Genomic DNA, 26,561 nt, shown 5'->3' with positions numbered 1-26,561 from the left:
GGTGGTTGTGGTTCGGGCTGAGTTCGACGCTCTGCCGTAATCCGGGGGTCATTGCAGCGCGATCAGACCGACGACGCCCAGGGCGTACAGAACGAGCACCGTCAGCGAGTCCACCCCCATCCGCAGGACCTGCCGGCGGGGCCGGAACAGCAGGCCGAGCAGGTAGACGAGGGTCAGCAGTGCGCCGAGGGCTGTCAGATAGATGTCGGCGGCCTGCGCTTGCGGAAGGACGGCTTTACCGCTGATCAGGGTGACAAGCAGAAAAAGCACAGGCAGGAAGGCGTTGCCGCCGAAGATGTCGCCCATGGCGAGTTTGTAGTCGCCGCTGCGTGCCGCCGCGAGGCCGGTGGACACCTCGGGCAGCGACGTCGCCGCGGCCAGAACGGTGGCCCCGAAAAGGATCCCGGACAACCCGAGGTTGCCGAAGAAGCTTTCACCACTTCGCTCGATCACGACACCCGCACCGAGAGTCAACAGTGCGGCAACGCCGAACACCGTGGCAGCTCTGGTCGTGCTGATCTTGCGGGCCGAGGCCCGCTGCTCGGTGGCAGTACGGGAATGGCCGCGGGGCTTCTGCTGACTGCCCGGGGCCTCGCCCCGGTCGGTCCAGGGCAGTCGGCTGCCCGGGCCACTGATGAGCCCCAGACCCACGACCCACAGGACGAGGATGAGCACGGGGCCCGGGGTCAGCCGGAGGGCGATCAGATCGGCCGGTAATTGGCTGCCGGCGACCACCACGCACAGGACGGCGATCACCAGGGCGGCCTCGACCAACAGGGTGAGACTGCCTGCCAAGTAGGTCAGCGGTTTCCGTTCCCGCGTGCCGAACGCGTCGATCAGCACGAGCACGACGGTCTGCAGGGCGATCCCACCGAGGATGTTGCCGACCGCCACCTCCACGTCGCCGGACATGGCGGCGCTGACCGTGATCGCGATCTCCGGCAGATTCGTCGCCACCGCGAGGAGCACCACGCCGCCGAGGGCCTGACCGAGGTGCATGCGCTCAGCCAGCACATCGGTGTACTCCGACAGCTTGATCCCAGCACCCCAAATGACAGCCGCCGACACCAGGAACATCAGCAGCAACACCAGCGATGGCCACGAGGACACCCGACCGCCTCCGTTCCCGGTGCGCTTCCACACCGGTCCTGTCCTGACGCATGTCTACGCCGCAACAGTTGCGCAACGCAAGCGTCTCGGTGACACTCGTCGGATGATCGATCGATCGGCGAGGCCTGCGGGTGACACCTCAGACGATGAGGGCGTAGCTGCTCTGATGGCCGCAAGTCGAGTGCTGGTGGCCATCAGCGCCCGGTCAATCGCCGCGGTCCAGGACGTCGCCGACCTGCTGCACATCCGGGCACTGGTCGTGATCGCCGGCCGCGGATCGGTGTCGCTGTCCGAGCTCGCGGAGTTCACAGATCTGCACCTGACCAGAGCCAGTCGGCTCTGCGTGCGACTGGAGGCCAAGGGCCTGATCGTGCGGGCCCAGGATCCCGACAACCGCCGTCAACTGGACCTGACGTTGACAACCGCCGGTCGACACCTCGTGGAGGGCGTCATGGAACGACGCCGAGAAGCGTTGGAGCAACTACTGCTGCGCCTGCGCGAGACCATGACACTGAAGCAGAGCGCCGCGCTGATTCCGGCCTTGCAAGCGTTCGCTGCGGCAGCCGGCGAACCAACAGACACCGATCTGTGGGGCATGGGATGGACCAACGCCTGACCCGGAGCCGACAGCAACCACCACCATGTCACCGGCCTGCACACCCCACCGAACGGACAGCGCTCAAGACCTCGATCCCGGACGAAGTTCGTTCACCTGGATGAAACTGGTCCGGGCGTGGTGTCGACGAGGGTGCGCTGTCCCTGGGCGGAACATCTCCGCCGATCGAACGACGAGGGAGTCGGGATGCCGCCCGTGCGGCACCCCGCGGTGCACTGACGGTTCTCCAGCCGGGCCGAGGTTTGGGATGATGACGTCCGTGCCCACTTGGATCTGGATCCTCATCGCCGTCATCGTCGTGCTCGCTGTCGTCTTCGCGGTGGGGTTGGTGCTGGCCAAGCGTCGACGCGTCTCGCTGACCCCCGGCGAGGCGTCGACCGTCGAGAAGACCATCGCGCCCGAGCGTCCCCGCGGCGGCGGATACAAGGCGGGCGGCTCGATCTCCTTCTCTGACGGCGGGGGATCCGGGACGTCGATCCTGGATCGACCGCCGGCCGGCCCGGAGCCGATCACAGTGGCGCCGAGCGAGCCCACTGAGGCTGCCGAGCCGGTGCCGGTCGTCGTCGAACCCGAACCCGAGCCCGAACCGCAGCCCGAGCCCGAACCGCAGCCGCAGCCGCAGCCCGAGCCGCAGCCGGCACCGGAGCCCGAACCCGAACTGCAGCCGGCGCCAGAGCCCGAACCCGAACTGCAGCCGGCGCCAGAGCCCGAACCGGCGCCCGAGCCCGAGCCGGCACCGGTCGAGCCCGCCCCGGTTGCCGACCTGGAGACTCCGCCGGTAACCGACACCGAGGTCGATGAGATCGCGCCGGCGGACGGCCGGCTCAACCGACTGCGCGGCCGCCTGAGCCGGTCGCAGAACGCCTTCGGTCGTTCGATGCTCGGCCTGCTCGGCGCCGGCACGATGGACGAGGACTCCTGGACGGACGTCGAGGACACCCTGCTGCTGGCCGACCTCGGCTCGCAGTCGTCCGCAGAGATCGCTGAGAAGCTCCGCGCCGAGGTCGCCGCCCACGGTGTCGCCGACGCAGCCGGCGCCCGCGCCCTGCTGCGCCGGGTGCTCGTGGAGGCCGTTGATCCGACGATGGACCGCAGCATCCGTGCGCTGCCGCACGACGGCCGCCCGTCGGTGGTGCTCGTCGTCGGTGTGAACGGCACCGGCAAGACCACCACCACCGGCAAGCTCGCCAGGGTGCTTGTCGCCGGTGGCCGGTCGGTCGTGCTGGGCGCCGCTGACACGTTCCGGGCAGCTGCCGCCGATCAACTTCAGACCTGGGGGGAGCGCGCCGGTGCCACCGTCGTCCGCGCTGCGGCCGGGACCGATCCGGCCGCGGTCGCCTTCGATGCGGTCAAGCGCGGCATCGCGGACGGCGCCGACGCGGTGCTGATCGACACCGCAGGCCGGCTGCACACCAAGACCGGGCTGATGGACGAACTCGGCAAGGTGAAGCGAGTCGTCGAGAAGCAGGCGAAGGTCGACGAGGTCCTGCTGGTGCTCGATGCGACCACCGGCCAGAACGGGCTCGTGCAGGCCCGCGTCTTCGCCGAGGTCGTCGACATCACCGGCATCGTGCTCACCAAGCTCGACGGCACGGCCAAGGGCGGCATCGTGGTCGCCGTCCAGCGGGCACTCGGTGTGCCGGTCAAGCTCGTCGGCCTGGGTGAAGGACCGGACGATCTGGCGCCGTTCGAGGCCGGCGCGTTCGTCGACGCCCTGTTGGGCGACTGATCCTGCCGGATCCGTTGGCCCACAACGGGTTCACTGCGCCAACGGCTCTGTAGTGAGGGCTGCGTCACACCGACGGGACATCCCCGTCATCTGACCGAAACACATTCCGGGTCCTAGTTCATCACCCGGAAACACGAACGCTCATCCACCGCAACACCTCCCGACCACGGTGATCAGGTCACCGGCTGACGGCTTCGCGCCGTTCCGCCACCCACACCAGGCCTGGAGGCTTGATGCCCGAAGATGCATTCAAACTCGACTCGGGGAACACCGCGTTCATGATCCTCGCGGCAGCACTCGTGCTGCTGATGACGCCGGGTCTCGCGTTGTTCTACGGAGGCATGACCCGCTCGAAGTCGGTCCTCAACATGATGATGATGTCGTTCGGCGCCATGGGCGTCGTCGCCATCATCTACGTGCTGTGGGGCTACTCGATGACCTTCGGCCCGGACAAGGGCGGCATCATCGGCAACCCGTTCGAGTTCTTCGGGCTCAACGGCCTCAGCGACGCCATCCCACTGGGAATCAAGAACGACGCAGGAGCCGACCTGTTCAGCTCCAACAGCCTGATGGCCGGGTACGGCGTGCCGTGGACGGTGGCCGTCGGCTTCCAGATGACGTTCGCGATCATCACCGTTGCCCTGGTCAGCGGCGCCATCGCCGACCGCGTCAAGTTCGGCACCTGGATGATCTTCGCCGCGATCTGGGTGACCATCGTCTACTTCCCGATCGCCCACATGGTCTGGGGCGGCGGCTGGCTGGGTGGCACCGGCCCGATCGCGACCAGCATGTCCACGCCGATCGACTTCGCCGGTGGCACCGTGGTCCACATCAACGCCGGAATGGCCGGTCTGATCCTGGCGATCATCATCGGCAAGCGTCGTGGTTTCGGCAAGGAGCCGATGAAGCCGCACAACCTCACTCTGGTGATGCTCGGCGCAGCGCTGCTGTGGTTCGGCTGGTTCGGCTTCAACGCCGGCTCTGAGTTCGCGGCGGACGGCATCGCCGGTCAGGCCTGGCTCAACACCACCGTGGCGACCGCGGCCGCCATGCTCGGCTGGCTGGTGATCGAGAAGCTGCGCGACAAGCACGCAACGTCCCTCGGCGCTGCCTCCGGGGTCGTCGCCGGTCTGGTTGCCATCACCCCGGCGGCAGCAGCGGTCGACTCCATCGGCGCCATCTTCATCGGGCTCATCGCCGGCGCACTGTGTGCGCTGGCCGTCAGCCTCAAGTACCGCTTCGGCTACGACGACTCGCTCGACGTGGTCGGCGTCCACCTGGTGGGCGGTCTGGTCGGCACGATCCTGATCGGGTTCTTCGCACACCTGCCGTCCGACGACCCGATGCTGTCCACCTTTGCTCCGCCCGGTGCCCAGAACGGCCTGTTCTACGGCGGTGGCTGGACCCAGCTGGGAACCCAGACCGTGGTGGCGCTCATTGCTGTTGCGGTCTCCGGCGTGCTCACCGCGATCATCGCGCTGGCGATCAAGTACACGATCGGTTGGCGGGTTCCCGAAGAGGACGAGGCCGACGGCATCGACATCACGGTGCACGGTGAAACTGCCTACGACATCGAGGTTTCCGGCAGCGGAGGGTCCGGTGGGATCCTCAAGGCCACCGGTACCGCAGCCGCGCCCGCGTACATCGAGAAAGGGGTCACCGCATGAAGCTCGTCACCGCCGTGATCAAGCCGTTCAAGCTCGACGAGGTGCGTGCAGCCCTGCTCGCCTTCGGGGTGCACGGCATGACCGTGTCGGAGTCCTCGGGGTACGGCCGCCAGCGCGGCCACACCGAGGTCTACCGGGGCGCCGAGTACACCGTCGAGCTCCTGCCCAAGGTGCGACTGGAGATCCTCGTCGACGACGAGGATGCCGACGACGTCACCGATGTGATCGTCAAGTCGGCCCGCACCGGCAAGATCGGTGACGGCAAGGTCTGGACGACGGACGTCGGATCTGTCACCAGGGTTCGCACCGGCGAAGTCGGCTCGGAAGCGCTCTGACCCCGGTCACCCGCAGTCGTACGAAGCACTGGAACTGAAGTCACACAGCGAGGACGCCGAGATGCCAACGCACGTCGGGGATTCCTACGCCGATCTACGCGCCGCGTTGTTGGGCCGGTCCCCGATGTCGGGACCGGCCCGCAGCAGGGCACTGTCCCGCCTCACCGACGGATGGCTGGGTGAACTGGCTGTCGATGCCGGGGTCACCGTCGGTGGGGTGGCACTGGTGGCGGTCGGGGGATACGGCAGGGGAGAGCTGTCACCGCAGTCGGATGTCGATCTGGTGCTGCTGCACTCCTCGGAAACGCCTGCGGCGTATGCCGAGATGATCGCCGAGCGGCTCTGGTACCCGATCTGGGATTCCAAGGTACGACTCGACCACGCGGTCCGTTCGGTCGGCGGAGCCCGTCAGGTGGCCAGGTCCGATCTGGCAGACCTGTTGGGAATCCTCGACATCCGGCACATCGCCGGTGACGCCGAGCTCGGTGCCACTCTGCGGCGCAAGGTACTGGCCGATTGGCGGGCGGATGCCCGTGAGCGCCTGCCGTTGCTGCTGGAGATGTGCAAGGAACGCTGGAATCGTTCCGGCGACCTCGCTTTCGCCGCGGCCGGTGATCTGAAGAACTCCCGCGGTGGTCTGCGCGACATGGTCGTGATGCGTGCTGTCGCCGCCTCCTGGGTCGCCGACTGCCCGCACCAGGGCTTGGAGGAGGCCCGCGGGGAACTGCTGGAGATCCGCGACGCGCTGCACCTGGTCACCGGGCGGGCCACCGACCGGTTGCAGGCTCAGGACCAGGACGCGATCGCAACCATGCTCGGCCTGGAGGGCCGGGACGACCTGTTGCGCCGGCTGGCCGCGATCGGGCGCACCGTCGATCTCGCGATCGACCTCACCTGGCACCGGGTCCGCCGGGCACTCACCGATTCACCCGTCGCCGAGGGCCGGCCGGACCGTCGGCCGCTCGCCGAGGGCGTGGTCGAGCAGGACGGTGAAGCGGTGCTGGCCAGGGCCGCAGACCCGGCCCACGACCCGGTCCTGCCGCTGCGGGTGGCAGCCGCGGCCGCGCAGGCCGGTATCCCGGCTGCCCCCGCCACCCTGGCCCGGCTGGCCCGGATCTGCCCGCCGCTGCCGGACGTCTGGCCGCCGGCCGCGCTGGAAGCCCTGCTGCGGCTGCTCGGCTCGGGGGCGGAGCTTGTCCAGGTCTGGGAGTCACTCGACCAGGCAGGTCTGGTCAGCGCCCTCATCCCCGGGTGGGAACGGCTCCGGTCGATGCCGCAACACGACCCGGTCCACCTCTACACCGTCGATCGTCACCTGGTGCAGACCGCCGTGGAGGCATCCCGGCTGGTACGCAGCGTCACCCGTCCTGATCTGTTGCTGCTGGCGGCCCTGTTCCATGACGTCGGCAAGGGAACCGGACGTGACCACTCGGTCGCCGGCGCCGAACTCGTGGTGCCGATCTGCCGCCGCCTGGGTCTGGGGGAGTCCGACACCCAGGTGCTCGTCACCCTGGTCCGTCATCATCTGTTGCTCGCCGAGACCGCCCCGCGCCGTGACCCGGACGATCCGGCCACCATCGCGCTCGTCGTCGACGCGATCAGTGACGCCGGCACCCTCGATCTGCTGGAGGCGCTCACCGAAGCTGATGCGTTGGCCGCCGGTCCGGCCGCCTGGTCGGAGTGGCGGGCTCGTCAGGTCGCCACCCTGGCCGCGCGGGCCCGCGCGGCGCTGCAGGGCTGGCCGGCCACCGGTGCACGATCGGTGACTGCACGGGAGCGCGCACTCTTGGACGCCGGCGTCGTGTCCGTCACCATCGGAACGGACGCGACCGACGAGCCGGAGATCACCGTCGTTGCGCCGGACCGGGTGGGGCTGGTCGCCGATGTGGCCGTCGCACTCACCGCACTGCGGCTCACGATCAGGTCGGCGGTGGTGCACACCGAGGAGCCGATGGCGCTGCTGGTGTGGTCGGTGGCCCCCGAGTTCGGCGAACTGCCCGACGCGAACACCCTGCGCTCGTCGGTGACCGGTGCGCTGAACGATGCGTCTGCGGCCAGGGCTGCCGTCCTGAGACGACAGCGTTCCCGTCGGCGCGGAACCTTCGCCGCACCCCGGATCTCGATCGTCGAGGGTGCTTCGGAAGGGGCGACCGTGCTGGAGATCCGTGCGCACGACACCCCAGGGCTGTTGGCGACGGCAGCGCGGTCGATCGCCGATGCCGGGTACAGCATCCGGCGCGCGATGGTCGAGACCCGCGGCGCCGAAGCAGTCGACGTGCTGTATCTCCAGACCGCTCCGGAGCGGGGCCCGCTGAGCGGGATCCGGGCCCGGATGCTGGTCGATCATGTGGTCGCGGCGGTGGCGGAGACCGACCCCGACGCCGCGGCGGGATAGCCTGCAAGGCGTGTTCGAGACTCTTTCCGACCGCCTCTCCGGAGTTCTCTCCGGCCTGCGCGGCAAAGGCCGGCTGTCCCCAGGTGATATCGACGCGACCTGTCGCGAGATCCGCATCGCCCTGTTGGAGGCCGACGTCGCGCTGCCGGTGGTCCGGCAGTTCATCGCCGCGATCAAGGAGCGGGCTTCCGGGGCGGAGATCTCGCAGGCGCTGAATCCCGCCCAGCAGGTCATCAAGATCGTCAACGATGAACTCGTGACGCTGCTCGGTGGCGAGACCCGGCGGCTGGAGTTCGCGCGCACGCCGCCGACGGTGATCATGCTGGCCGGTCTGCAGGGTGCCGGTAAGACCACCCTCGCCGGCAAGCTGGCGCTGTGGCTCAAGGGCCAGGGTCACACGCCGATGCTCATCGCCTGTGACCTGCAGCGACCCAACGCCGTGACCCAGCTGCAGGTGGTCGGCGAGCAGGCGGGCGTCACGGTGTTCGCCCCCGAACCTGGCAACGGGGTCGGCGACCCGGTCGCAGTCGCACGTTCCGGCATCGCCGAGGCCAGGACGAAACAGTTCGACATGGTCATCGTCGACACCGCCGGCCGGTTGGGCGTCGACACCGAGATGATGGCGCAGGCCGCACACATCCGCGATGCCGTCCAGCCGGACGAGATCCTGTTCGTGCTCGACGCGATGATCGGTCAGGACGCCGTCAACACGGCAGAGGCCTTCCGTGACGGCGTCGGCTTCACCGGTGTGGTGCTGACCAAGCTCGACGGCGACGCCCGCGGTGGCGCCGCGCTGTCGGTGCGGCAGGTCACCGGTTCGCCGATCATGTTCGCCTCCACCGGTGAGAAGCTCGCCGACTTCGACGTCTTCCACCCCGACCGGATGGCCTCCCGCATCCTCGGGATGGGCGACATGCTGTCGCTGATCGAGCAGGCGGAGCAGGTCTTCGAGCAGGATGAAGCCGAGGCGATGGCGGCCAAGCTGGCCGGCGACGACTTCACCCTCGAGGACTTCCTGCAGCAGATGCAGATGCTCAAGCGGATGGGTCCGATCGGCGGAATCCTGGGCATGCTGCCGGGTGCCGGTCAGATGAAGGACGCGCTCGCGAACGTCGACGACAAGGATGTCGACCGGACGGCTGCGATCATCCAGTCGATGACGCCGCAGGAGCGGGCCAACCCGAAGATCATCAACGCCTCCCGTCGGCAGCGGATCGCCAAGGGGTCGGGCTCGACCGTCAACGGGGTGAACTCGTTGGTGGACAGGTTCTTCGAGGCCCGCAAGATGATGTCGTCGATGGCTGGTCAGTTCGGACTTCGGCGGGCCGCCTCCGCCACCAAGCGCTCCAGCAAGGGACGCAAGGGCAAGAAGGGCAAGGTCTCCGGCCGCGGTCCGACGCCGCCGAAGATGAAGGGAATGCCCGGCGGATTCCCGGGGCTCGGCCAGCTGCCTCCCGGGATGCCCGGCATGCCGCAGCTCCCCGGCGGTGCCGGTGCTGCCGGCGGCGGCAAGATGCCCGGCGGGTTCTCACTCGACGACCTGCCAGCCGACTTCGACCCGAGCAAGCTCCAGTTCCCCAAGAAGTAGCAGCGCTTCTCGCGTTGCTCCTCGGCCCGGCGCATGCTCATCTGTCGTCAGCGGGTCGTTCCCATGCCTGCAGCCGACCATCGGGAATGCGCGGTGCGCGAGGGGCCGGTTCGGCCGCATGCCCGTCTGCTCGGCGCATGCTCATCTGTCGTCAGCGGGTCGTTCCATGCCTGCAGCCGACCATCGGGAATGCGCGGTGTGCGAGGGGCCGGTTCGGGGCATGCCCGTCTGCTCGGCGCATGCTGATCCTCCCGGCGCATGCTCAACTGTCGTCAGCGGGGTGATCTGGGCCCACAGGTGACGATCGGGAATGCGCCGGGGTGCGAGGGCAACGCCGGGGGAGGAGTGTGCGAGGTCGTCCGCTCCTGCGGGTGCGAGGGGCGACGGGTGACCGTCCGCGCCCGGCCGCGGGGAGTCAGAATGGACCGATGAGCACGCAGCAGAGCTGGCACGTCGTCGGCCACGATGCCGGGACCGGCGACCAGGTCGAGTACTGGATCGCCGGCGGCGTCTTCACCGACGAGCCGGTCGCCGGGGCGGAACAACTCGACGGCTGGACCCTGCCAGGGCTGGTGGACGCGCACTGCCACGTGGGCTATTCGCCGGCGGGTGTCGTCGATCTGCCGACCGCCGAGCAGCAGGCCCGCGACGACCTGGCGACCGGAGTGCTGGCCATCCGCGACTGCGGCTCACCGCTGGACACCCGGCCGCTGGTCGGCCGCGACGACCTACCGGTGTTGATCCGCGCCGGCCGACACCTGGCCAGGCCGAAGCGCTACATCCGCGGTCTGGGTGTCGACCTGGAGGATCCCGCCGAGCTGCCCGCCGAGGTGGCCAGACAGGTCGGGTACGGCGGCGGCTGGATCAAACTGGTCGGCGACTGGATCGACCGCGGCATCGGTGACCTCGCTCCGCTGTGGCCGGCCGAGGTGCTGCGGGAGGCGATCGACACCGCACACGCCGGCGGTGCCCGGGTGACGGCGCACGTCTTCGCCGAAGACGCGATCCCCGATCTGCTCGCCGCAGGGATCGACTGCCTCGAGCACGGCACCGGCCTCACTGACGACACCATCGACGAGGTGGTGCGGCGCGGTGTCCACGTCGTCCCGACGCTGGTCAACGTCGACAACTTCCCGATGTTCGCCGACGCGGCCGAGAAGTACCCGGCCTACGCCAAGCACATGCGCGATCTGCACGAGCGCCGGGAGGAGACGTTCGGTGCGCTGATCGAGGCGGGCGTCCAGGTGCACGCCGGCACCGATGCCGGCGGGTTTGTCGAGCACGGACGGATCGTCGACGAGTTGCAGGCGATGGCGATCGCCGGCGGGGGAGTGCTGGGCATGCGCGGCACCCTGCTGGCCGCATCCACTGCCGCGCGGGAGTGGCTGGAGCTGGCGCTCCCCACCGCCGGGGCCAGCGCGGATCTGGTGATCTACCCACGGGATCCGGCGGCGGATCCTTCCGCTCTGCACGAGCCGATGGTGATCCGCGCAGGACGCAGCATCGACGGGTCCGCACGCTCGTGATCCGGACCCGCTGGACGGATCGACGAGCAACAGTGGCGCGAGTGCTGCTGATGGTGGTGCTCGCGGCTGTGCTGCTCATCCTGTTGTGGCCGACCCGGCCTGCCGCCGCCTCGCAGAACGCTCTGCAGGCCTGGTTCGAGCGGCTGCACTCACGCGGTCTGCCGACCTGGTTGGGGTTCGGCACGGTCGAGTTCCTGGCAAACGTCGTGATGTTCCTGCCGCTCGGGTTCCTCACGGTGCTCGGCTGGCCCCGGCGCCCGTGGTGGGTCCAGGTGACCGGCTGGCTGTTGTTCTCGGCGGCGGCCGAGCTCACCCAGGCCTCCCTGGACGCACACCGCGTGGGTGACTGGCGCGACGTGATCGCCAACGGAAGCGGCGCGGCCCTCGGGGTCCTTGCGGCCCGGTGGTGGCTGCGCCGCGCGGTCAGGGGCGCAGGTACGCGTGCAGACCGGTTGAGTCCGACCGCACCAGACCGGCGGAGCGGTAGAGCGCTCGCTGCGCGTCGTCGTCATCGGTGAGCAGGACGAACTGCCGCAGATCCGCGGAGAGCTCCAGCGCCCGGTCCAGCAGCAGGCGACCGACGCCGCAGCCCTGCGCCGCGGGGTGCACGAGGATGTCCTGCAGGTAGCAGATGGTCGCGCCGTCCGAGAGGGTGCGCGCCAGCCCGACCAACCGATCGCCATCGTGCGCGATGATCACCAGGTGCGATCCACGGATCGCGGCCTGCAGCGCGGCGGCGTCCCGGGTGTAGACGGTCCAGCCGACGGCGTCGTAGAGCGCGATGACCTCGGCGACCACGGGCAATTCGTCGACTCCTGGCCGCAGGGTTCTGATCTCCATGGACCCGCACGGTACTGCCCGTCCAGCTGGGAAGAGCAGCGCCATTTCCGCACGGAGGGTCTCGTCTGGCAGAATGTCCAGCGTCACGACTCCGCGCGGCCCCTCTCTCCGCTCGAGGTCGCCATCAGCATGTCCTGGCGCCGTCATCCCCACACGGCGCCGGGCCGCGCACCCCACGGCGCACACCGCGCCATCGCAATCGAGGAGAAGTCCACCTAGTGGCTGTCAAGATCAAGCTCGCCCGCTACGGCAAGATCCGCGAGCCGTTCTACCGTGTCGTCGTCGCCGACTCCCGCACCCGCCGTTCCGGCCGGGCGATCGAGACGATCGGTCGGTACAACCCCAAGACCGAGCCCAGCGTCATCGAGATCGAGTCCGAGCGCGCGCAGTACTGGCTCGGCGTCGGCGCCCAGGCGACCGATTCGGTCGTCGCCCTGCTCAAGGTCACCGGTGACTGGCAGAAGTTCAAGGGTCTCCCGGGCACCGAGGGCACCCTGAAGGCCCAGCCGGAGAAGGTCGACAAGAAGGCTCTGTACGAGGCCGCGATCGCCGCTGCCGGCGGCCGAAACGACGATTCCTCTGGCGCGACCACCCAGAAGAAGAAGGCCGCGCCGAAGAAGGCAGCTGAGGAGACTCCGGCAGCTGCCGAGGCCCCCGCGGAGGACGCGCCCGCCGCGCCCGCCGCTGAGACCCCCGCCACTGAAACCCCCGCCGCCGAAGCGCCTGCCGCCGACGCTCCGGTTGCCGAAGAAACCCCTGCAGCCGAGAAGGCTGAAGAGCCGAAGGCATGAGCGTGCTCCCGGAAGCGCTGGAGCACCTCGTCAAGGGGATCGTCGAGCATGACGAGGACGTCCACGTCGACCTGACCACCGGTCGGCGCGGGCGCACCCTGCAGGTCCACGTGCACCCCGATGACCTGGGCAAGGTCATCGGTCGTGGCGGTCGGACGGCCACCGCCCTGCGGACGGTCATCGCGGCCGTCGGCGGCCGCGGGATCCGCGTCGACGTGGTGGACACCGATCGGGAGCCGGGCCGATTCGGCCCCGGCCGCTGAGTCGGTGCAGGTACTGGTCGGCCGGATCGGTCGACCCCACGGAGTCAAAGGCGGCGTGACGGTCGACGTCCGCACCGATGATCCGAAGAGCCGGTTCGCCGCCGGATCGGTCCTTGCGACCGATCCGGCGAGCGCCGGTCCGCTGACCGTCGCCGGATCCGGCCGGAGTGGTCAGATCCAGATCGTCTTCTTCGAGGGATTCCTCGATCGCGAAGCTGCCGAGTCGCTGCGCGGCGTACTGCTCGTGATGGAGGGTGAGGAACTCACCCCTCCCGACGATCCCGACGAGTTCTACGACCACCAGCTGATCGGCCTCGCCGCCGTGCACATCGACGGCCGCGCCCTGGGCGAGATCGCCGACGTGCTGCATCCGCCGGCCGCCCCGGTGTTGGTGATCCGCGGTGACCTGTCGCCCGAAAAGCCCGGCGACGACGTGTTGGTGCCGTTCGTCTCCGCGATCGTGCCGACCGTCGACCTCGAGGGTCGGCAGTGCGTCATCGATCCGCCGGACGGCATGTTCGCCGACGCTCCCGTGCAGCCCTGAGAGGTCCCGCGATGCGGTTCGACGTCATCACCATCTTCGGTGAGTACCTGACGCCCTTGCGAGAATCGTTGCTGGGCAAGGCGATCGGGGCCGGCACCCTGAGCGTCGGCATCCACGACCTGCGGCGCTGGACACGCGACGTGCACCGCACCGTCGACGACGCACCCTACGGCGGCGGTCCCGGCATGGTGATGAAGCCGGACGTCTGGTGGACCGCCTTGCAGGACGTACTGGCGAACCCGGACGGCGACCCCGATGCCGACCCCGATGCCGACGCTCGTCCGGATGCCGGTGCTCCTGCGGATCCCGGTCCGGCCACGCTGATCGTGCCGACCCCGGCCGGTGAGCGGTTCACCCAGGCCACGGCGGCCGAGCTGTCGACGGCGGAGCGGTTGGTCTTCGCCTGCGGCAGGTACGAAGGCATCGACCAGCGTTTCGTCCAGCGCGCAGCATCCGTGATGCCGGTCCGCGAACTGTCGATCGGCGACTACGTGCTGGCCGGCGGCGAGGTCGCGGTGCTGGTGATCATCGAGGCCATCGCCCGGTTGATCCCCGGGGTGCTCGGAAATCCCGACTCGGCGGTCGACGACTCCTTCGGTACCGGCATCCCCGGTCTCATCGAGGCGCCGTCCTACACCCGACCTCCGCTCTTCGACGGCCTGCCGGTGCCGGAGGTGCTGCGCGGCGGCAACCATGCCGCGATCGTCCGGCACCGCAGGGACGAATCGCTGCGCAGGACATTCCGCAACCGCCCTGACCTGTTCGCCGCGCTGACCGCCGAGCTGCTGGACGCCGAGGATCTGGCGGTGCTCGACGAGGTCGGGGCGCCGGTACCGGCAGGGCTGCGGGAGCGGGTCGGTGCCGAGCGGGCTGCCAGGGCTGCGAAGAAGCGCCGGCGGCGCGCTCCGACCGAGCCGGCACCCGGTGTGGGCGGCCATACCTGACAGTACTTGTACAAGTACTGTTAGATTGCCTGGGTGACTGAGCACGACAGACCCCGTGACGTGGTCGACGACAGCCTGTGGCGCCCACTGCGGCGACTGCTGGGCGCCATGGACGACGACATCGCGCGCCTGTACCAGGAGCGGGGCATCCGCATCCAGCCGTCCCAGACGATGCTGCTGCTCCGGCTGGACTCTGCGGGTCCGATGACGATCAGGGCGCTCGCGAGTTCGCTGGAGATCACCCACTCGGGAGCCGGTCAGAAGGTCAAGGCACTGCGTGCGGCGGGGTATGTCGCCGCGGTGAGCGGGCCGGACCTGCGCACGAAGCTGGTGAGCCTGACACCGGCGGGCCGCGAACTCGTCCCGTTCCTGGCAGCGGAGTGGCAGGCGACCGAGCGAGCGGCGGCCGCCCTGGAGCTGGAGCTGCCGTATGCACTGAGCGCCGTGGTACAGGACATGCGGTTCGCTTTGGGCCGCAGCAGCTTCCACGACCGGATCACGGCCGAGCTGGCCGGCCTCGACAACCGCTCAGGTCCCGATGAGGCGCAGCGGTGAGCGGACGGAAGGTGTCGTCATCCCGACACAGTCGGGTGCGCAGCATGCTCATCGATCTGGGTCCGGTGCGCACGGTTCCGGTGTTCCGGCGGTACTGGATCGGCAAGTCGCTCTCGACGCTGGGCAGCCAGATGACGGGCGTGGCCGTGCTGTTCCAGATCTGGGCGGCGACCGGGAATCCGTTGTGGGCCGGGGCGATCGGGCTCGCGCACGTCATCCCGATGGCGTTGCTGAGCGTCGTGGCCGGCTCGACAGCCGACCGGTACGACCGTCGCCGGATCCAGATCATCACCACCACCGGGCAGTGCCTACTCGCCGGAGTGCTGGCGCTGCAAGCCTTTCTGGGTGGTTGGTCGCCGTTGCTGCTGCTCGTGTTGGTCGCCCTGCAGACCTGTTTCGCAACCTTCGGCGGTCCGGCGTCGCGCAGCGTCATCCCGCGGTTGCTACCACCGGACAAGGTGGCCGCCGGGATGGCGTTGACCGGGATCAGCTTCCAGCTGACGATGCTCGCCGGGCCTGCCCTGGCGGGGCTGATGATCGGCTGGGTCGGCGTCCAGGGGTGCTACCTGATCGATGCGATCACCTTCGGCGCGTCGTTCATCGGGGTGTTCGGCCTTCCCGTCCTGCGACCGGAGGGGATCGCGCGATCCGGGTGGCAGGGCGTTCGCGAGGGATTCGACTTCGTCCTGAAGCACCGGGTGGTGCGCAGCCTGCTGCTGATCGATCTGGCTGCCACCGTGCTGGCGATGCCGATCGCGCTGTTCCCGTTGCTCAACGAGGAGCTGTTCGACGGGGATCCGGCCACCTTCGGTCTGTTCCTGTCGGCCATCGGTGCTGGTGGTCTGCTCGCCTCGATCTTCTCCGGGTCGTTCACGCGGTCCGTACGCCAACCGCTCGTGGTGGTGCTGGGTGCCCTCGTCTGGGGTCTGTCGCTGGCAGTCCTGGGCGCGGTGTCGGTCGGCTGGGTGGCACTCGCGCTCCTGGTGGTGGCCGGCGCCGCGGACACCGCCAGCGTGGTCAGCCGCGGAGCGATGGTGCAGCGGGTGACCCCGGATGCGGTGCGCGGTCGCGTCAGCGCGGTGGAGCTGCTGGTCGGCATGGGTGGGCCGGACCTGGGCAACGCCAGAGCCGGCTTCGTCGCCCGCTTCACCGGAGCGCAGGCCGCGCTGCTGATCGGCGGCCTGAGCTGTGCTGCGCTGGTGTCGTTCCTGGCCCGTCGGGTTCCGGAACTGCGACCGGGCTCGGAGCTTGCGACCAGCAACGCTGCCGGCGCCGACGAGGACTCCGTCCGAGGCTCGTGACCGTTCGCCGCGTCGAGCGCGGCGGCTCCGGACGCGGCGGATCGGCGCGACAGTTCTCGGTTCGGCGCCGAGACTGGTCTTGTGGAACGACGCCGATCGCTGATGTTGCCCCCTCGATCGACCCACTCCGCGCGGTCGATTGCCTCCGCGGCCGAACAGCGGGGGATGCAGATTGTTCAACTGCCGACGTTCTCCGCTGGCTTCGACCTGGCCGGGCACACCCCGACGCCCACCTCCACGCCGGCCCGTCGTTCGCAGACGTCGTGTGCGGGCAGTTGTCGATCGCCCTACTGGAGGCGCCGAACGACTGGCTGGCGACGCTGCCGTCCCACCTCACAGGTCGACGCATCGTCTTGGCAACGATCGCAGAAGCGTGGACGCTCCGCGGCCCGGCGTTCATGAAGTCGCCCAATGACAAGTCGATCGCGGCTCGCGTTCACCTCGACGGCACCCGCCTGCCCGGCCCCGACGAGGTGGACCCCGAAACCCCGGTGCTTGTCAGCGACGTCGTGACGTTCGCCGAGGAAGTGCGTCTGCATGTGCTCGACGGCGATATTCGCGCAGCGCGACGCTACGCCCTCAGCGGCCGCCTCGCGATCGCACCGGCATCGGCGGACGCGCTTGCGTTCGGGAAGGTGCGGGCTGCGGGTACGTCCGCGCGTAGCTGTCCGTGGGTGACGCGGCGACCCCGGTTGAAGGGCGGGCCGCAGCCGCTCGCCGACGATTTCGTCCCGGTTCACTGAACTGGCACAATGGAGAGGTTGCCGGTCGTTCCGGGCCTGTCCTCGACAGGGTTCCGTGGCGCAGTACCGGCGCAGGGCTCCTCGTGAGTCCCGGAATCCGCATCGTCATGATGCGCTCCGTGCCGCCCGTCCCAGCAGGGGATGTGCGTGACCAGACGAGTTGTACGACCGAAGGACGAACCGCGATGAACATCCTCGACGATCTCGACAGCGCCTCGCTGCGCGACGACATGCCCGACTTCCGCCCCGGCGATTCCGTCAAGGTGCACGTGAAGGTCATCGAAGGCACCCGCTCCCGGATCCAGGTCTTCGCCGGCCACGTGATCCGTCGTCAGGGTGGCGGCATCCGCGAGACCTTCACCGTCCGCAAGATCTCCGGCGGCGTCGGCGTGGAGCGCACCTTCCCGGTGCACAGCCCCAACATCGACAAGGTCGAGATCGCGACCCGTGGTGACGTCCGTCGCGCCAAGCTCTACTACCTGCGCGATCTGCGCGGCAAGGCCGCCAAGATCAAGGAGAAGCGCGACCTCGCGCGCTGACCCACCCGCGTCGGCTCACGTTCACATCGCTGGACACGTAGCCTTTCCACTGATGAACGAGCCCCAGCCCGCCCGCGTCGGACACGACGATCAACTCGCTGATACCCCGGTATCGCCGGACGATCGAACGGACACCGACGCGGGCGGTGCTGTATCCGACACCGCGACACCATCGGTGACTCCTGACGGGGACCCGGCTGCCACCGACACCACCGCTGTCGGCGCAACCACCGCGTCCGACACCACCGCGTCCGACACCACCGCGTCCGACACCACCACGTCCGACACCACCGCGTCCGAAACCGCCGCGTCCGAAACCGCCGGGTCCGACACCGCAGCGTCCGACACCACCGGTCCGGACGGCGGGACCGCGGCGTCGCCCGACGCGGACGAGCACACGGCCGCGGTGGCGAAGTGGCGGGCGCGGAACTCGAAGCGTCGCAAGCCGGCCAAGAAGCGACCGTGGTGGGTCGAGGTGCCGCTGCTGCTGGTGACGGCGTTCCTGTTGACGTTCCTCATCCAGACATTCCTGTTCAAGGTCTACTACGTGCCGTCGGGCTCGATGGAGCCGACGCTGCACGGAGTCACGGTCGGTGGTGACCGCATCCTGGCGAACAAGGTCGTCTACGACTTCCGCGACCCGAAACCCGGCGACATCGTGGTGTTCCGCGGACCGGACACGTGGGCGGCGGAGACCAACGCGATCCCAGGACCGACGAGCGTGATCGGCAAGATCGGCCAGGCGCTCGGCTCGGTGGTCGGGATCGCGCCGCCGAACGAGAAGGACTTCGTGAAGCGGGTGATCGCCGTCGGCGGGCAGACCGTCGAATGCTGCGACGCCCAGGGGCGGGTGATGGTCGACGGAGTGCCGCTCGACGAGCCCTATGTGGTGGCCGAGAACAAGCTATTGTTCGAGCCCGGCGTCGAGGACTGCACCACGAGCACCGTCTCGCAACGCTGCTTCCTGCCCTACAAAGTGCCCGAGGGCCAGATCTGGGTGATGGGCGACAATCGGGCCGGATCCGGCGACTCGTCGTTGTACTGCCAACGCAATCTGGCGACGAGCATGTGCCAGGGCCCCATCCCGGTCGGCAACGTGATCGGCAAGGCCATCTTCGTGATCATGCCGGTCTCCCGATGGCACACGCTGGGTGATCCCGGCACCGATCATCGTGCCGGCTGAGCGCTCCACCGGCGCTGCGCTCGTTGCCCGCCACTCGAGTCGATCGAGTGCGACGGCGCAGCGTCGCCCCAGCTCGATCCGCCCCGGCCTGCGCACCGAGAAATCCCTGCTGGGACCGGACTGTGTCCGGCTCGCCGCCATGGACGAGGTGGGCAGGGGGTCACTGGCCGGCCCGGTGACCATCGGCATCGTGGTGGTGACGGCAAGGATCGGCCGGGTCCCGCAGGGCCTGCGGGACTCCAAGCTGCTGACCGCCGCGGCCAGGGACGCCCTGGTGGCGCCGATCCGGCGCTGGGCCCCCGAGCATGCGGTCGGCCACGCCAGCGCCGCCGAGATCGACGCCATCGGGATCATGTCCGCGCTGCGCAGGGCCGCCGGACGTGCGTTCGCGCAGCTGTCCGCGCCGGTGGATGCGGTCCTGCTGGATGGCAAGCACAACTACCTCAAGCCCCCACCGCCGCTGGTGCTCGGGTCGACATCTGCAGCCGAGCAGGACGGGCTGTTCGCCCCGCCGATCGATCCGGTCCGGGCGGAAGCCGCGCTCTGGTCGCCGATCCCGGACGGCCTGCCGGTGCATCTCAAGATCAAGGCCGATCTGACCTGCGCCGGGGTCGCGGGAGCGAGCGTGCTGGCCAAGACGTCGCGCGATGCGTTGATGCGCAGACTCGACAGGCATTTCCCGGAGTACGGCTTCGCCGGTAACAAGGGCTACGCGGCGGTCGAGCACCGTGATGCCCTGCTGCGACTGGGACCCACGCTGATCCACCGGCGCAGCTGGTCGTTCCTGGGGAATCCAGCGACGGCGGTGTCGATGGACTCCGCGAACCCCTACGAGGGGGATGATGGAGCCGGCCCCACCGCGGGTGCCGACGGCGAGAGGGAGCAGGCGTGAGCGCGGAGGATCTCGAGCAGTACGAGACCGAGATGGAACTCTCGCTGTACCGGGAGTACCGCGACATCGTGGGCCAGTTCTCCTACGTGGTGGAGACCGAGCGGCGCTTCTACCTGTGCAACGCGGTCGACCTGCAGGTCCGCAATCCCGGTGGCGACATGTACTTCGAGGTGCGCATGTCGGACGCCTGGGTCTGGGACATGTACCGGCCGGCGCGGTTCGTCAAGAACGTCCGGGTGGTGACGTTCAAGGACGTCAACGTCGAGGAGCTCGAGAAGTCCGACCTGCAGTTGCCCGACACGATCGAATGATCGCGCCGGGCTGACCGCCGCCTCAGCCCGCCCGACCCCAGTGCGCGGACTCCCCGGCAGGGGCCTCGGTGCGCGGCACGTGCCAGGGGTTCGCATCCTGCAGCGGCGGCGGCAACAGCGCATCCGGAGTCGACTGGAACGACACCCCGCGCAGGAAGCGGCCTATCGCGGCGGTGCCGACGCTGGTGGTGTCGACGGTGGTCGCCGGGAACGGCCCACCGTGCTGCATCGCCGGCGTCACCGCGACCCCGGTCGGCCAGCCGTCGAACAGCACCCGGCCGGACGTCTGAGCGGCAGCCGTCACCAAGGCGGCGAGCGTCGGCGACACCTCGCCGCCCGCCAGGTGCAGGGTCGTGGTCAGGTTCCCGGGGAACAGCTCGTACTGCAGGGCGGCCAGATCGGAGCCGCCGGTGACAGTGACGATCACCGCCAGCGGTCCGAAGCACTCCTCGAGTGCATCGTCGCCCGCGGCCCTGAGGTCCTGCTCGGTCATCCTCAGCACGGTCGGAGTGGCCCAGGTGTGGCCGTCGTCGTCGACCCGGACCGATCCTGCTGCGACGACCTGCATTCCCGGCGTGTCCATCAGCGCAGTGCGACGCTCCCGGTAGGCGTCACCGATCTTCTCGCTCAGCAACCGGTGCTCACCCACTTCGCTCGCTGCTGCTGCGATGCGTTCGCCGAACTTCTCGTGCTCGGGTGCCACCACGAAACCGGGCTTGGTGCACAGCTGCCCGGCGGATCCGGCGACGCTGGCGACGAAGGCGTCGGCGATCGCGTCACCGCGTTCGGTCAGCGCAGCCGCCGTGAGGTACACCGGGTTGACGCTGCCCAGTTCCCCGAAGAACGGGATCGGGGTGTCGCGCGCCGCTGCCAGACCAGCCAGGAAGACGCCACCGCGGGTCGATCCGGTGAACGCCGCCGCCCGGATGCCGCTGTGCTGCAACAGCTCCACCCCCTCCTGCTCGCCGGAGACGATCTGCAGCAGATCAGCCGGCGCGCCGGCGGAGTCAAGGGCGCTGCGGACGAGCTGCGCGGTCAGCGCGCTCAGCTGCGGGTGGCCGGGGTGCACCTTGACGATCACCGAACAACCGGCGGCGAGGGCCGCGACGGAGTCGCCGCCGATCACCGAGAAGGCCAGCGGGAAGTTGCCGGCGGCGAAGTTCAGCACCGGCCCGACGGGCCACAGGGTGCGCCGTACGGCGGGGCGGGGACCGATCGCGAAATCCGGGTCGGCCGCGTCGATCCGGACGTCCAGGTACTCGCCGGCCCGGATCACGTCGGCGAACAGCCGCAGCTGCACCGCGGTACGGGTGCGCTCCCCGGTGAGTCGCGGCCTGGTCAGTCCGGTCTCCGCCAGGCCCAGGGTGATGAGCTCGTCCGCGTTTTCGTCGAGCGCGGTGGCCGCCGCGAGTAGTGCATCGGCGCGCACGCCCGGGTCCAGCACACTCCACTGTTCGTAGGCAGCGACGGCAGCGGAGACGACCGCGTCGAGATCGGTGGTGGCAGCGGCGCTGGAGGATGTCACGGGTGCTCCTGGGGGATCAGTGGTGCCGCGGGCGGCGGGCGGTCGGGGCGGTGGTGCTTCAGAACTGGAAACCGGTCGGGAACGGATCGGACGGATCCAACAGGTAGTTTGCCGTTCCCGTGACCCAGGCGCGGCCGGTGATGGTCGGGATCACGGCTGGGATACCCGCCACCTCCGTCTCGGCGATCAGCCTGCCGACGAACCGGCTGCCGATGAACGACTCGTTGACGAAGTCCGTGTCGAGTGCGAGCTCGCCGCGGCCCCACAGCTCAGCCATCCGGGCCGAAGTGCCGGTGCCGCACGGGGAACGGTCGAACCAACCCGGGTGGATGGCCATCGCGTGCCGCGAGTGCTCCGCGGTCGAGCCCGGTGCGATGAACTCGACGTGGTGACAGTGATCGACGCCGTCGATCGTCGGGTGGCTCGGCGGTGCGGTGTCGTTGATGGCGGTCATGATCGCCAGCCCGGCCTGCAGGATCTCCTGCTGGCGTGCCCGGTCGAAGGGCAGCTGCACGGCGTCCAGGTCGACCATGGCGTAGAAGTTCCCGCCGAAGGCCAGGCTGTACGGGATCGTCCCGTAGCCGGGCACCTCGACGGTGTCGTCCAGTCGGACGACGTAGCTGGGCACGTTCTCGATCGTCACGGAGTCGGCATGGCCGTCGGTGACGGCGACCCGGGCGATCACCAGTCCGGCCGGCGTGTCGAGCCTGATCGTGGTGACCGGCTCGAGCACCTCCACCATTCCGGTCTCGACGAGAACCGTTGCGACACCGATGGTTCCGTGCCCACACATGGGCAGACAGCCGGACACCTCGATGTACAGCACCCCCCAGTCGCAGTCCGGCCTGGTCGACGGCTGCAGGATGGCGCCGCTCATGGCGGCATGCCCGCGCGGCTCGTTCATCAGCAGCATCCGCAGGTCGTCGAGCTCCGCCATGAAGTGCAGCCGACGCTCGTTCATGGTGGCACCGGGGATCACCCCGACACCACCGGTCACCACTCTCGTCGGCATCCCGTCGGTGTGGGAGTCGACGGCGGAGATCACCCGACTGCTGTGCATGAAGCCCTCCTGCTGCGATGGGACGTGCGGTGCACCCAGTGTTCGATCTACGACAGTGTGCCCTCAGCGGGATGCGAGGTAGGACAGGGCCGCCTCGGTCTCCGTGCGGACCTGCGCCTCGTGCTCCGACGACAGCGGTCCGCGTGGCGGGCGGGTGCGGCCGCCGAAGCTCTGCCCGGCAATGTCGATCGACAGCTTGATCGCCTGCACGAACTCGGTGCGCGAGTCCCAGCGGAACACGGCGACCAGGTGGGTGTAGAGCTTCTTGGCGGCAGCGAAGTCGCCGGCCTGGACGAGGTCGTAGATCTCCACGGCCTCCTTCGGGAAAGCGTTGGGGTACCCCGCGAACCAGCCGGTTGCACCCATCATCAGGGACTCCAGCAGCAGGTCGTCGGCGCCGGCGATGACGTCGATGTCGCTCGTCTCCTTGATCTCCAGCACCCGGCGGATGTCGGCAGAGAACTCCTTGATCGCCACGACATTGTCCAGCGCGCCGATCTCGGCGACGATGTCCGGTGTCAGGTCGACCTTGGTGTCGAACGGGTTGTTGTAGGCCATGATCGGCAGACCGACCTCGTTGACCTTGGTGTAGTGCTCGATGACCTCGGACCGGTTGGCGCGGTAGATGGTGGGGGGCAGCAACAGCACCCCGTCCGCACCGTCCTCGGCCGCGATCTCGGCCCACTTCTTCGCCTGGTGCCAGCCGACGCCGTGCACGCCGGCGACGACGATGCCGCGCCCGGCGACTGTCTCCACGGCGACCTGGACGACCTTGCGTCGCTCCTCGTCGGTCAGCGAGGAGTACTCGCCGAGCGATCCGTTGGGCCCGACGCCGCGGCAGCCGTTGGCGATCAGGAAATCGCAGTGCTCAGCGAACTTGTCGTAGTCGACGGCGAGACCGGCCGGGGCGGACTCGTCGTCGGAGAACGCGAGGGTGGTGGCGACGACGACGCCTCCGAGATCGATGCGGGACATGTCAGGACTCCTGGGTGTGGTGGGTGGCAAGGGTGGTGGGGTGGGCGTGATCAGGGGTGGGCATGTGCGGCGGTGGGGGGGCCGGAGGTGGGAGGGGGATCAATGACGACCGGATCGCCGGTGAGGGCGGCCAGTTCGCCGAGGCGGATGGGGGTGACGATCGGGCGCCGGTCAGATCCAGCACCGTCCGACCCGGAACCGGGAGGCGGCGTGAACTTCGCTGCGGTGGTGTCCGTGGTTTCGGCCAGCAGGGTCTCGACGCTCCGGCCGCAGATGCGGGCCTGGCAGATGCCCAGACCGGCCCTGGTGCTGAGCTTCGTCGACCGCAGCGAACGGGAATCGGTGGCGGCGACGGCATTGTGCACCGCCGCCAGGGTGGTCTCCTCGCAGCGGCAGACGATCGTGTCGGGTCGCAGCCACCCGGTCCAGCCCGGCCGGATGCCGTGCGCCGCTTCGATCCGGTGCGCAAACGCCGTGGTGCGCAGACGATCCCGGTGTGCGGTGCCGAGTTCCCGATCGCGGTGACTGCCGCCCGCGGCGACATGGCCGGCGATCCGGCCCTCCACCAGTGCGGCGTCGACACCGCCGATCCCGGTGATCTCGCCGGCGGCGAAGACGGCGCGCACGCTGGTGCGCTGGTCTGCGTCGACCACGACGAAACGCTCGGCCGAGATGGCGGCACCCGCCGCGATGGCCAACTCCAGACGCGGAGTGAAGCCATGGCTGACACACACTGCGTCGCAGGCGATCTGCTCCTCGGTGCCGGGGATCGGCGCCCAGCGATGATCGACCGCGGCAGTCGTCACCGCTTCGACGCGGTCGCTGCCGTGCGCTTCGATCACGGCGCGCGCGGTGCGGTAGGGGATCCGGCCGCGCAGCTGATGGGTGAGATACCCGAACAGCTCACCGGACTTGTGCGCGGCGCCGACCAGCTGCCACGGCTTGCTGAGCCAGCCGGCGGCCAGGGAGCGCAGGGTTCCGGCCTCGATCACCGCAGCGACCCGGGCGCCGGCCTGCGACAGCGATGACGCGACCGGGAGCAGGAACGGTCCGGCTCCGGCGACGACGACCCGTTCGCCGACGGCGATGCGTTCGCCTTTCGCGAGTGCCTGAGCGGCGCCGGCGGTGAAGACGCCCGGCAGCGTCCAGCCGGGGAACGGCAGCGTCCGGTCGTGGGCGCCGGTCGCCAGCACCAGTGCGTCCGGTCCCAGGGTGAGCAGGCGGCGATCCGGGCTGTCGACCTCGCCGATGAGCACGTGCAGCACGGCGGCTGCGTTCTGCGAGCCCGTGGTGGTCCCGGCGGTCTCCAGCGACCAGACCTGGGCCTGGCGCACGATCTGCACTCCGGGGCTGGTTGCCAGCGTGGCCTGCAGCTGCCCGAAGGTCTGCCACCCGTGGTGCAGAACGGCTTCGTCCTCAGCCGCACGTTCGGCTGGGAGGTGCCGCCAGTACTGGCCTCCCAGCTGGTCTGCCGAGTCGAGGAGGGTGACGGTCGCACCGCGCTCGGCGGCAGCAGCCGCTGCGGACAGACCGGCCGGACCGGCGCCGACGACGACCACATGCCGGGCGTTCACGACGGATCCGTGTGCTGAGCCGGGGCGGCCGGCAGTCGGTCATGTTGTGCGACAACGACATCGCCGTCCCGCGCTCGGCGCAGACAGGCCCGGACGTCCCGTAGACCGTTGACCGTGACGATGCAGTCGAAGCACACTCCGATGCCGCAGAACACGCCTCGCGGCGCCGCGCCGACGGAAGTGCGACGCCACTGTTGGATGCCGGCCGCCAGGATCATCCCGGCAACGGTCTGCCCGGACCGACCGGTGACTTCCCGTCCGTCGAGGGTGATCGTGATCGGCGCGGACTCACGGGGGTGGGCGGGGTCGCGGCCCGGATCGACGGGGGTCGGCGTCATGCGACCTGCTCCGCGTGCAGCGAGGTCCGGGTGAGGGCGAAGGGTGTGGGGTCGAGCGGGGGAGTGGTGCCGGTGACGAGCGCGGTGATGAGGTCCGCTGTGGAGACACTGAGACCGATACCGGCGCCCTCGTGGCCGGTTGCGTGGAACAGGCCGGGCAACCGTGGGTCCGCGCCGATCGCCGGCAGGTGGTCGGGCATGTACGGGCGGTATCCGCCGTAGGCCCGCATCACGGATGCGTCGGCGAGGAACGGAAACAGCCGCAACGCTTTTGCGGCCAACTCGGCCAGCACGGCGATCCGGAGACGGTCGTCGAACCCGATCTGTTCCCGGCTGGAACCGATCAGCACGGTCCCGCCTGCAGTGCATTCCACGACGCTGCTGGTCTGCAGGGAGGTGTCGGCGGACTGGGTCGCCGCCACGTAGTCGCCGTCGTACACCTTGTGGAAGATCAGGTGCGGCATCCGGGTGGTCACCAGCACCATGCCGCGCCGCGGGCGCACCGGGAGTTGCACACCGAGCGACGCAGCGACCGCTCCCGCCCACGGGCCCGCGCAGTTGAGTACCACCGGTGCGCTGATCTGCTCCCGCTCGGTCAGCACACCGACAATCGATCCGTTGCTCGTCAGCGCTCCGGTGACGGCACGGTGGGTGAGTACGGTGGCGCCGCGTCGGCGGGCGGAGGCCAGCAGCGCCTCGGTGGCGTTCACCGGCTGCACCTGGGCGTCCTGGGGATAGAAGACGCCGGTGGTGATCTCGGTGGACAGCTGCGGTTCGTACTCCCGGGCGCCGGGCCCGTCCACCGGAACGATCTGGACGCCGGCCGACCGCTGGGTCTCGGCGAAGGCGAGGAGCGCGGCGCCGCCCGCGGCCGAGCTGGTCACGACCAGCCCGCCCTTGGGTTCGTACTCGACGGCGGGGAAAGCGGGCCCGAGCTCGTCGACGAGCTCGGCGGCTGTCCTCGTCCATGCCTGCGCGGCGTGCAGCGCGAGATCCAGTTCTGGGCCTGGCCCCTTGTCGGAGACCAGCAGGTTGCCCTCGCCGGCCGAGCTGGTCCCGCCGGCGGCCGGACCGCGGTCGACGACGACGACCCGCGCGCCGGTGGCAGCCAGGGAGCGGGCACAGGCGGCGCCGACGATGCCGGCTCCTACCACGATCACGTCGGCGGTCAGCCTGCTCATCAGCACTCCCCTCCTCGCTCGGTGTCTGTAATATGT

The 26,561-nt window shown here is 69.4% G+C and carries 26 protein-coding genes and 1 pseudogene; 19 read left to right on the top strand and 8 right to left on the bottom strand.

Translation table 11 applies throughout. The features are described from left to right. Positions 1 to 48 precede the first annotated feature (48 nt). Entirely contained in the window at positions 49 to 1,110 is a 1,062-nt protein-coding gene (locus ABLG96_RS12855; RefSeq protein WP_353647780.1) for a sodium:calcium antiporter, read from the bottom strand. 166 nt (positions 1,111 to 1,276) lie between these two features. On the opposite strand from ABLG96_RS12855, the gene ABLG96_RS12850 reads away from it, so the two are divergent. The 8 genes from ABLG96_RS12850 to ABLG96_RS12815 all read left to right on the top strand — a co-directional run bounded on the left by ABLG96_RS12850 (position 1,277) and on the right by ABLG96_RS12815 (position 11,484). Next, on the top strand, positions 1,277 to 1,726 hold the full coding sequence (locus ABLG96_RS12850; protein ID WP_353647779.1) for a MarR family transcriptional regulator: 450 nt from the start codon (positions 1,277 to 1,279) through the stop codon (positions 1,724 to 1,726). A gap of 250 nt (positions 1,727 to 1,976) precedes the next feature. Continuing rightward, the gene (gene ftsY / locus ABLG96_RS12845) at positions 1,977 to 3,455 is read left to right on the top strand and encodes a signal recognition particle-docking protein FtsY (protein ID WP_353647778.1); all 1,479 of its coding nucleotides are present in this window, start codon (positions 1,977 to 1,979) and stop codon (positions 3,453 to 3,455) included. A gap of 233 nt (positions 3,456 to 3,688) precedes the next feature. Further along, positions 3,689 to 5,122, top strand: a complete 1,434-nt coding sequence (locus tag ABLG96_RS12840) for an ammonium transporter (RefSeq protein ID WP_353647777.1) — start codon at positions 3,689 to 3,691, stop codon at positions 5,120 to 5,122. Continuing rightward, positions 5,119 to 5,457 (top strand): P-II family nitrogen regulator, encoded by a 339-nt coding sequence (locus tag ABLG96_RS12835; RefSeq protein WP_353647776.1) that lies wholly within the window; start codon positions 5,119 to 5,121, stop codon positions 5,455 to 5,457. Before ABLG96_RS12840 ends, ABLG96_RS12835 begins: the two co-directional genes overlap by 4 nt. A 61-nt stretch (positions 5,458 to 5,518) precedes the next feature. Beyond that, positions 5,519 to 7,852: a [protein-PII] uridylyltransferase gene (locus ABLG96_RS12830; RefSeq protein ID WP_353647775.1), complete on the top strand. Its 2,334-nt coding sequence runs from the start codon at positions 5,519 to 5,521 to the stop codon at positions 7,850 to 7,852. Positions 7,853 to 7,862: 10 nt separating this feature from the next. Then, complete coding sequence (ffh, locus tag ABLG96_RS12825; RefSeq protein WP_353647774.1) at positions 7,863 to 9,440, top strand: signal recognition particle protein; 1,578 nt, start codon at positions 7,863 to 7,865, stop codon at positions 9,438 to 9,440. Positions 9,441 to 9,868: 428 nt separating this feature from the next. After that, positions 9,869 to 10,966, top strand: a complete 1,098-nt coding sequence (locus tag ABLG96_RS12820; RefSeq protein ID WP_353647773.1) for an amidohydrolase family protein — start codon at positions 9,869 to 9,871, stop codon at positions 10,964 to 10,966. Between the two features lie 32 nt (positions 10,967 to 10,998). Next, positions 10,999 to 11,484, top strand: coding sequence for a VanZ family protein (locus tag ABLG96_RS12815; RefSeq protein ID WP_353647772.1), 486 nt, complete (start codon positions 10,999 to 11,001; stop codon positions 11,482 to 11,484). Here ABLG96_RS12815 and ABLG96_RS12810 read toward each other — a convergent pair. Then, a complete protein-coding gene (locus ABLG96_RS12810) occupies positions 11,390 to 11,806 on the bottom strand; it encodes a GNAT family N-acetyltransferase (protein WP_353647771.1) in 417 nt (138 codons plus the stop codon). The genes ABLG96_RS12815 and ABLG96_RS12810 overlap by 95 nt on opposite strands. Before the next feature lie 218 nt (positions 11,807 to 12,024). On the opposite strand from ABLG96_RS12810, the gene rpsP reads away from it, so the two are divergent. The 11 genes and pseudogenes from rpsP to ABLG96_RS12755 all read left to right on the top strand — a co-directional run bounded on the left by rpsP (position 12,025) and on the right by ABLG96_RS12755 (position 19,872). Next, positions 12,025 to 12,597, top strand: a complete 573-nt coding sequence (gene rpsP / locus ABLG96_RS12805; protein WP_353647770.1) for a 30S ribosomal protein S16 — start codon at positions 12,025 to 12,027, stop codon at positions 12,595 to 12,597. Then, the gene (locus ABLG96_RS12800) at positions 12,594 to 12,860 is read left to right on the top strand and encodes an RNA-binding protein (RefSeq protein WP_353647769.1); all 267 of its coding nucleotides are present in this window, start codon (positions 12,594 to 12,596) and stop codon (positions 12,858 to 12,860) included. The genes rpsP and ABLG96_RS12800 overlap by 4 nt, the downstream gene beginning before the upstream one ends. Before the next feature lie 4 nt (positions 12,861 to 12,864). Then, a complete protein-coding gene (gene rimM / locus ABLG96_RS12795) occupies positions 12,865 to 13,404 on the top strand; it encodes a ribosome maturation factor RimM (RefSeq protein WP_353647768.1) in 540 nt (179 codons plus the stop codon). An 11-nt stretch (positions 13,405 to 13,415) separates the two neighbouring features. Further along, a pseudogene (trmD, locus tag ABLG96_RS12790) lies at positions 13,416 to 14,225 on the top strand (tRNA (guanosine(37)-N1)-methyltransferase TrmD); the annotation flags it as partial. Positions 14,226 to 14,381: 156 nt separating this feature from the next. Further along, positions 14,382 to 14,903, top strand: coding sequence for a MarR family transcriptional regulator (locus tag ABLG96_RS12785; protein WP_353647767.1), 522 nt, complete (start codon positions 14,382 to 14,384; stop codon positions 14,901 to 14,903). 44 nt (positions 14,904 to 14,947) lie between these two features. Beyond that, positions 14,948 to 16,204: an MFS transporter gene (locus tag ABLG96_RS12780; RefSeq protein WP_353647766.1), complete on the top strand. Its 1,257-nt coding sequence runs from the start codon at positions 14,948 to 14,950 to the stop codon at positions 16,202 to 16,204. Positions 16,205 to 16,467: 263 nt separating this feature from the next. After that, positions 16,468 to 16,947, top strand: a complete 480-nt coding sequence (locus ABLG96_RS12775; RefSeq protein ID WP_353647765.1) for an ATP-grasp domain-containing protein — start codon at positions 16,468 to 16,470, stop codon at positions 16,945 to 16,947. Positions 16,948 to 17,132: 185 nt separating this feature from the next. After that, positions 17,133 to 17,486 carry a 50S ribosomal protein L19 gene (rplS, locus tag ABLG96_RS12770; RefSeq protein ID WP_353647764.1) on the top strand — a complete coding sequence of 118 codons (354 nt, stop codon included), beginning with the start codon at positions 17,133 to 17,135 and terminating at the stop codon, positions 17,484 to 17,486. A 52-nt stretch (positions 17,487 to 17,538) separates the two neighbouring features. Further along, positions 17,539 to 18,669 carry a signal peptidase I gene (lepB, locus tag ABLG96_RS12765; protein ID WP_353647763.1) on the top strand — a complete coding sequence of 377 codons (1,131 nt, stop codon included), beginning with the start codon at positions 17,539 to 17,541 and terminating at the stop codon, positions 18,667 to 18,669. Next, positions 18,638 to 19,561 carry a ribonuclease HII gene (locus ABLG96_RS12760; protein ID WP_353647762.1) on the top strand — a complete coding sequence of 308 codons (924 nt, stop codon included), beginning with the start codon at positions 18,638 to 18,640 and terminating at the stop codon, positions 19,559 to 19,561. Before lepB ends, ABLG96_RS12760 begins: the two co-directional genes overlap by 32 nt. Continuing rightward, positions 19,558 to 19,872 carry a DUF2469 domain-containing protein gene (locus ABLG96_RS12755; protein ID WP_353647761.1) on the top strand — a complete coding sequence of 105 codons (315 nt, stop codon included), beginning with the start codon at positions 19,558 to 19,560 and terminating at the stop codon, positions 19,870 to 19,872. Before ABLG96_RS12760 ends, ABLG96_RS12755 begins: the two co-directional genes overlap by 4 nt. A 22-nt stretch (positions 19,873 to 19,894) precedes the next feature. On the opposite strand, the gene ABLG96_RS12750 is transcribed toward ABLG96_RS12755, so the two are convergent. From ABLG96_RS12750 to ABLG96_RS12725, 6 genes are all read right to left on the bottom strand, one after another. Further along, on the bottom strand, positions 19,895 to 21,397 hold the full coding sequence (locus tag ABLG96_RS12750) for an aldehyde dehydrogenase family protein (protein WP_353647760.1): 1,503 nt from the start codon (positions 21,395 to 21,397) through the stop codon (positions 19,895 to 19,897). A gap of 58 nt (positions 21,398 to 21,455) precedes the next feature. Continuing rightward, a complete protein-coding gene (locus ABLG96_RS12745) occupies positions 21,456 to 22,457 on the bottom strand; it encodes a proline racemase family protein (RefSeq protein ID WP_353647759.1) in 1,002 nt (333 codons plus the stop codon). A 63-nt stretch (positions 22,458 to 22,520) separates the two neighbouring features. Continuing rightward, the gene (locus ABLG96_RS12740; RefSeq protein ID WP_353647758.1) at positions 22,521 to 23,432 is read right to left on the bottom strand and encodes a dihydrodipicolinate synthase family protein; all 912 of its coding nucleotides are present in this window, start codon (positions 23,430 to 23,432) and stop codon (positions 22,521 to 22,523) included. A 50-nt stretch (positions 23,433 to 23,482) separates the two neighbouring features. Next, positions 23,483 to 25,006 (bottom strand): NAD(P)/FAD-dependent oxidoreductase, encoded by a 1,524-nt coding sequence (locus ABLG96_RS12735; RefSeq protein WP_353647757.1) that lies wholly within the window; start codon positions 25,004 to 25,006, stop codon positions 23,483 to 23,485. Beyond that, positions 25,003 to 25,344: a (2Fe-2S)-binding protein gene (locus ABLG96_RS12730; RefSeq protein WP_353647756.1), complete on the bottom strand. Its 342-nt coding sequence runs from the start codon at positions 25,342 to 25,344 to the stop codon at positions 25,003 to 25,005. The genes ABLG96_RS12735 and ABLG96_RS12730 overlap by 4 nt, the downstream gene beginning before the upstream one ends. Then, positions 25,341 to 26,525, bottom strand: coding sequence for an FAD-dependent oxidoreductase (locus ABLG96_RS12725; protein WP_353647755.1), 1,185 nt, complete (start codon positions 26,523 to 26,525; stop codon positions 25,341 to 25,343). The genes ABLG96_RS12730 and ABLG96_RS12725 overlap by 4 nt, the downstream gene beginning before the upstream one ends. Positions 26,526 to 26,561: the final 36 nt, after the last annotated feature.

Source organism: Nakamurella sp. A5-74 (assembly GCF_040438885.1).
Lineage (GTDB): Bacteria > Actinomycetota > Actinomycetes > Mycobacteriales > Nakamurellaceae > Nakamurella.
This window is presented reverse-complemented; position numbering and strand designations above follow the sequence as displayed.

Excerpts from the sequence above, each read along its gene's own strand:
- ABLG96_RS12850 (WP_353647779.1), top strand. The coding sequence starts at position 1,277 with ATGGCCGCAAGTCGAGTGCTGGTGGCCATCAGCGCCCGGTCAATCGCC.
- ftsY (WP_353647778.1), top strand. The coding sequence starts at position 1,977 with ATGACGTCCGTGCCCACTTGGATCTGGATCCTCATCGCCGTCATCGTC.
- ABLG96_RS12840 (WP_353647777.1), top strand. The coding sequence starts at position 3,689 with ATGCCCGAAGATGCATTCAAACTCGACTCGGGGAACACCGCGTTCATG.
- ABLG96_RS12835 (WP_353647776.1), top strand. The coding sequence starts at position 5,119 with ATGAAGCTCGTCACCGCCGTGATCAAGCCGTTCAAGCTCGACGAGGTG.
- ABLG96_RS12830 (WP_353647775.1), top strand. The coding sequence starts at position 5,519 with ATGCCAACGCACGTCGGGGATTCCTACGCCGATCTACGCGCCGCGTTG.
- ABLG96_RS12820 (WP_353647773.1), top strand. The coding sequence starts at position 9,869 with ATGAGCACGCAGCAGAGCTGGCACGTCGTCGGCCACGATGCCGGGACC.
- ABLG96_RS12810 (WP_353647771.1), bottom strand. The coding sequence starts at position 11,806 with ATGGAGATCAGAACCCTGCGGCCAGGAGTCGACGAATTGCCCGTGGTC.
- ABLG96_RS12800 (WP_353647769.1), top strand. The coding sequence starts at position 12,594 with ATGAGCGTGCTCCCGGAAGCGCTGGAGCACCTCGTCAAGGGGATCGTC.
- ABLG96_RS12780 (WP_353647766.1), top strand. The coding sequence starts at position 14,948 with ATGCTCATCGATCTGGGTCCGGTGCGCACGGTTCCGGTGTTCCGGCGG.
- rplS (WP_353647764.1), top strand. The coding sequence starts at position 17,133 with ATGAACATCCTCGACGATCTCGACAGCGCCTCGCTGCGCGACGACATG.
- lepB (WP_353647763.1), top strand. The coding sequence starts at position 17,539 with ATGAACGAGCCCCAGCCCGCCCGCGTCGGACACGACGATCAACTCGCT.
- ABLG96_RS12745 (WP_353647759.1), bottom strand. The coding sequence starts at position 22,457 with ATGCACAGCAGTCGGGTGATCTCCGCCGTCGACTCCCACACCGACGGG.
- ABLG96_RS12740 (WP_353647758.1), bottom strand. The coding sequence starts at position 23,432 with ATGTCCCGCATCGATCTCGGAGGCGTCGTCGTCGCCACCACCCTCGCG.
- ABLG96_RS12730 (WP_353647756.1), bottom strand. The coding sequence starts at position 25,344 with ATGACGCCGACCCCCGTCGATCCGGGCCGCGACCCCGCCCACCCCCGT.
- ABLG96_RS12725 (WP_353647755.1), bottom strand. The coding sequence starts at position 26,525 with ATGAGCAGGCTGACCGCCGACGTGATCGTGGTAGGAGCCGGCATCGTC.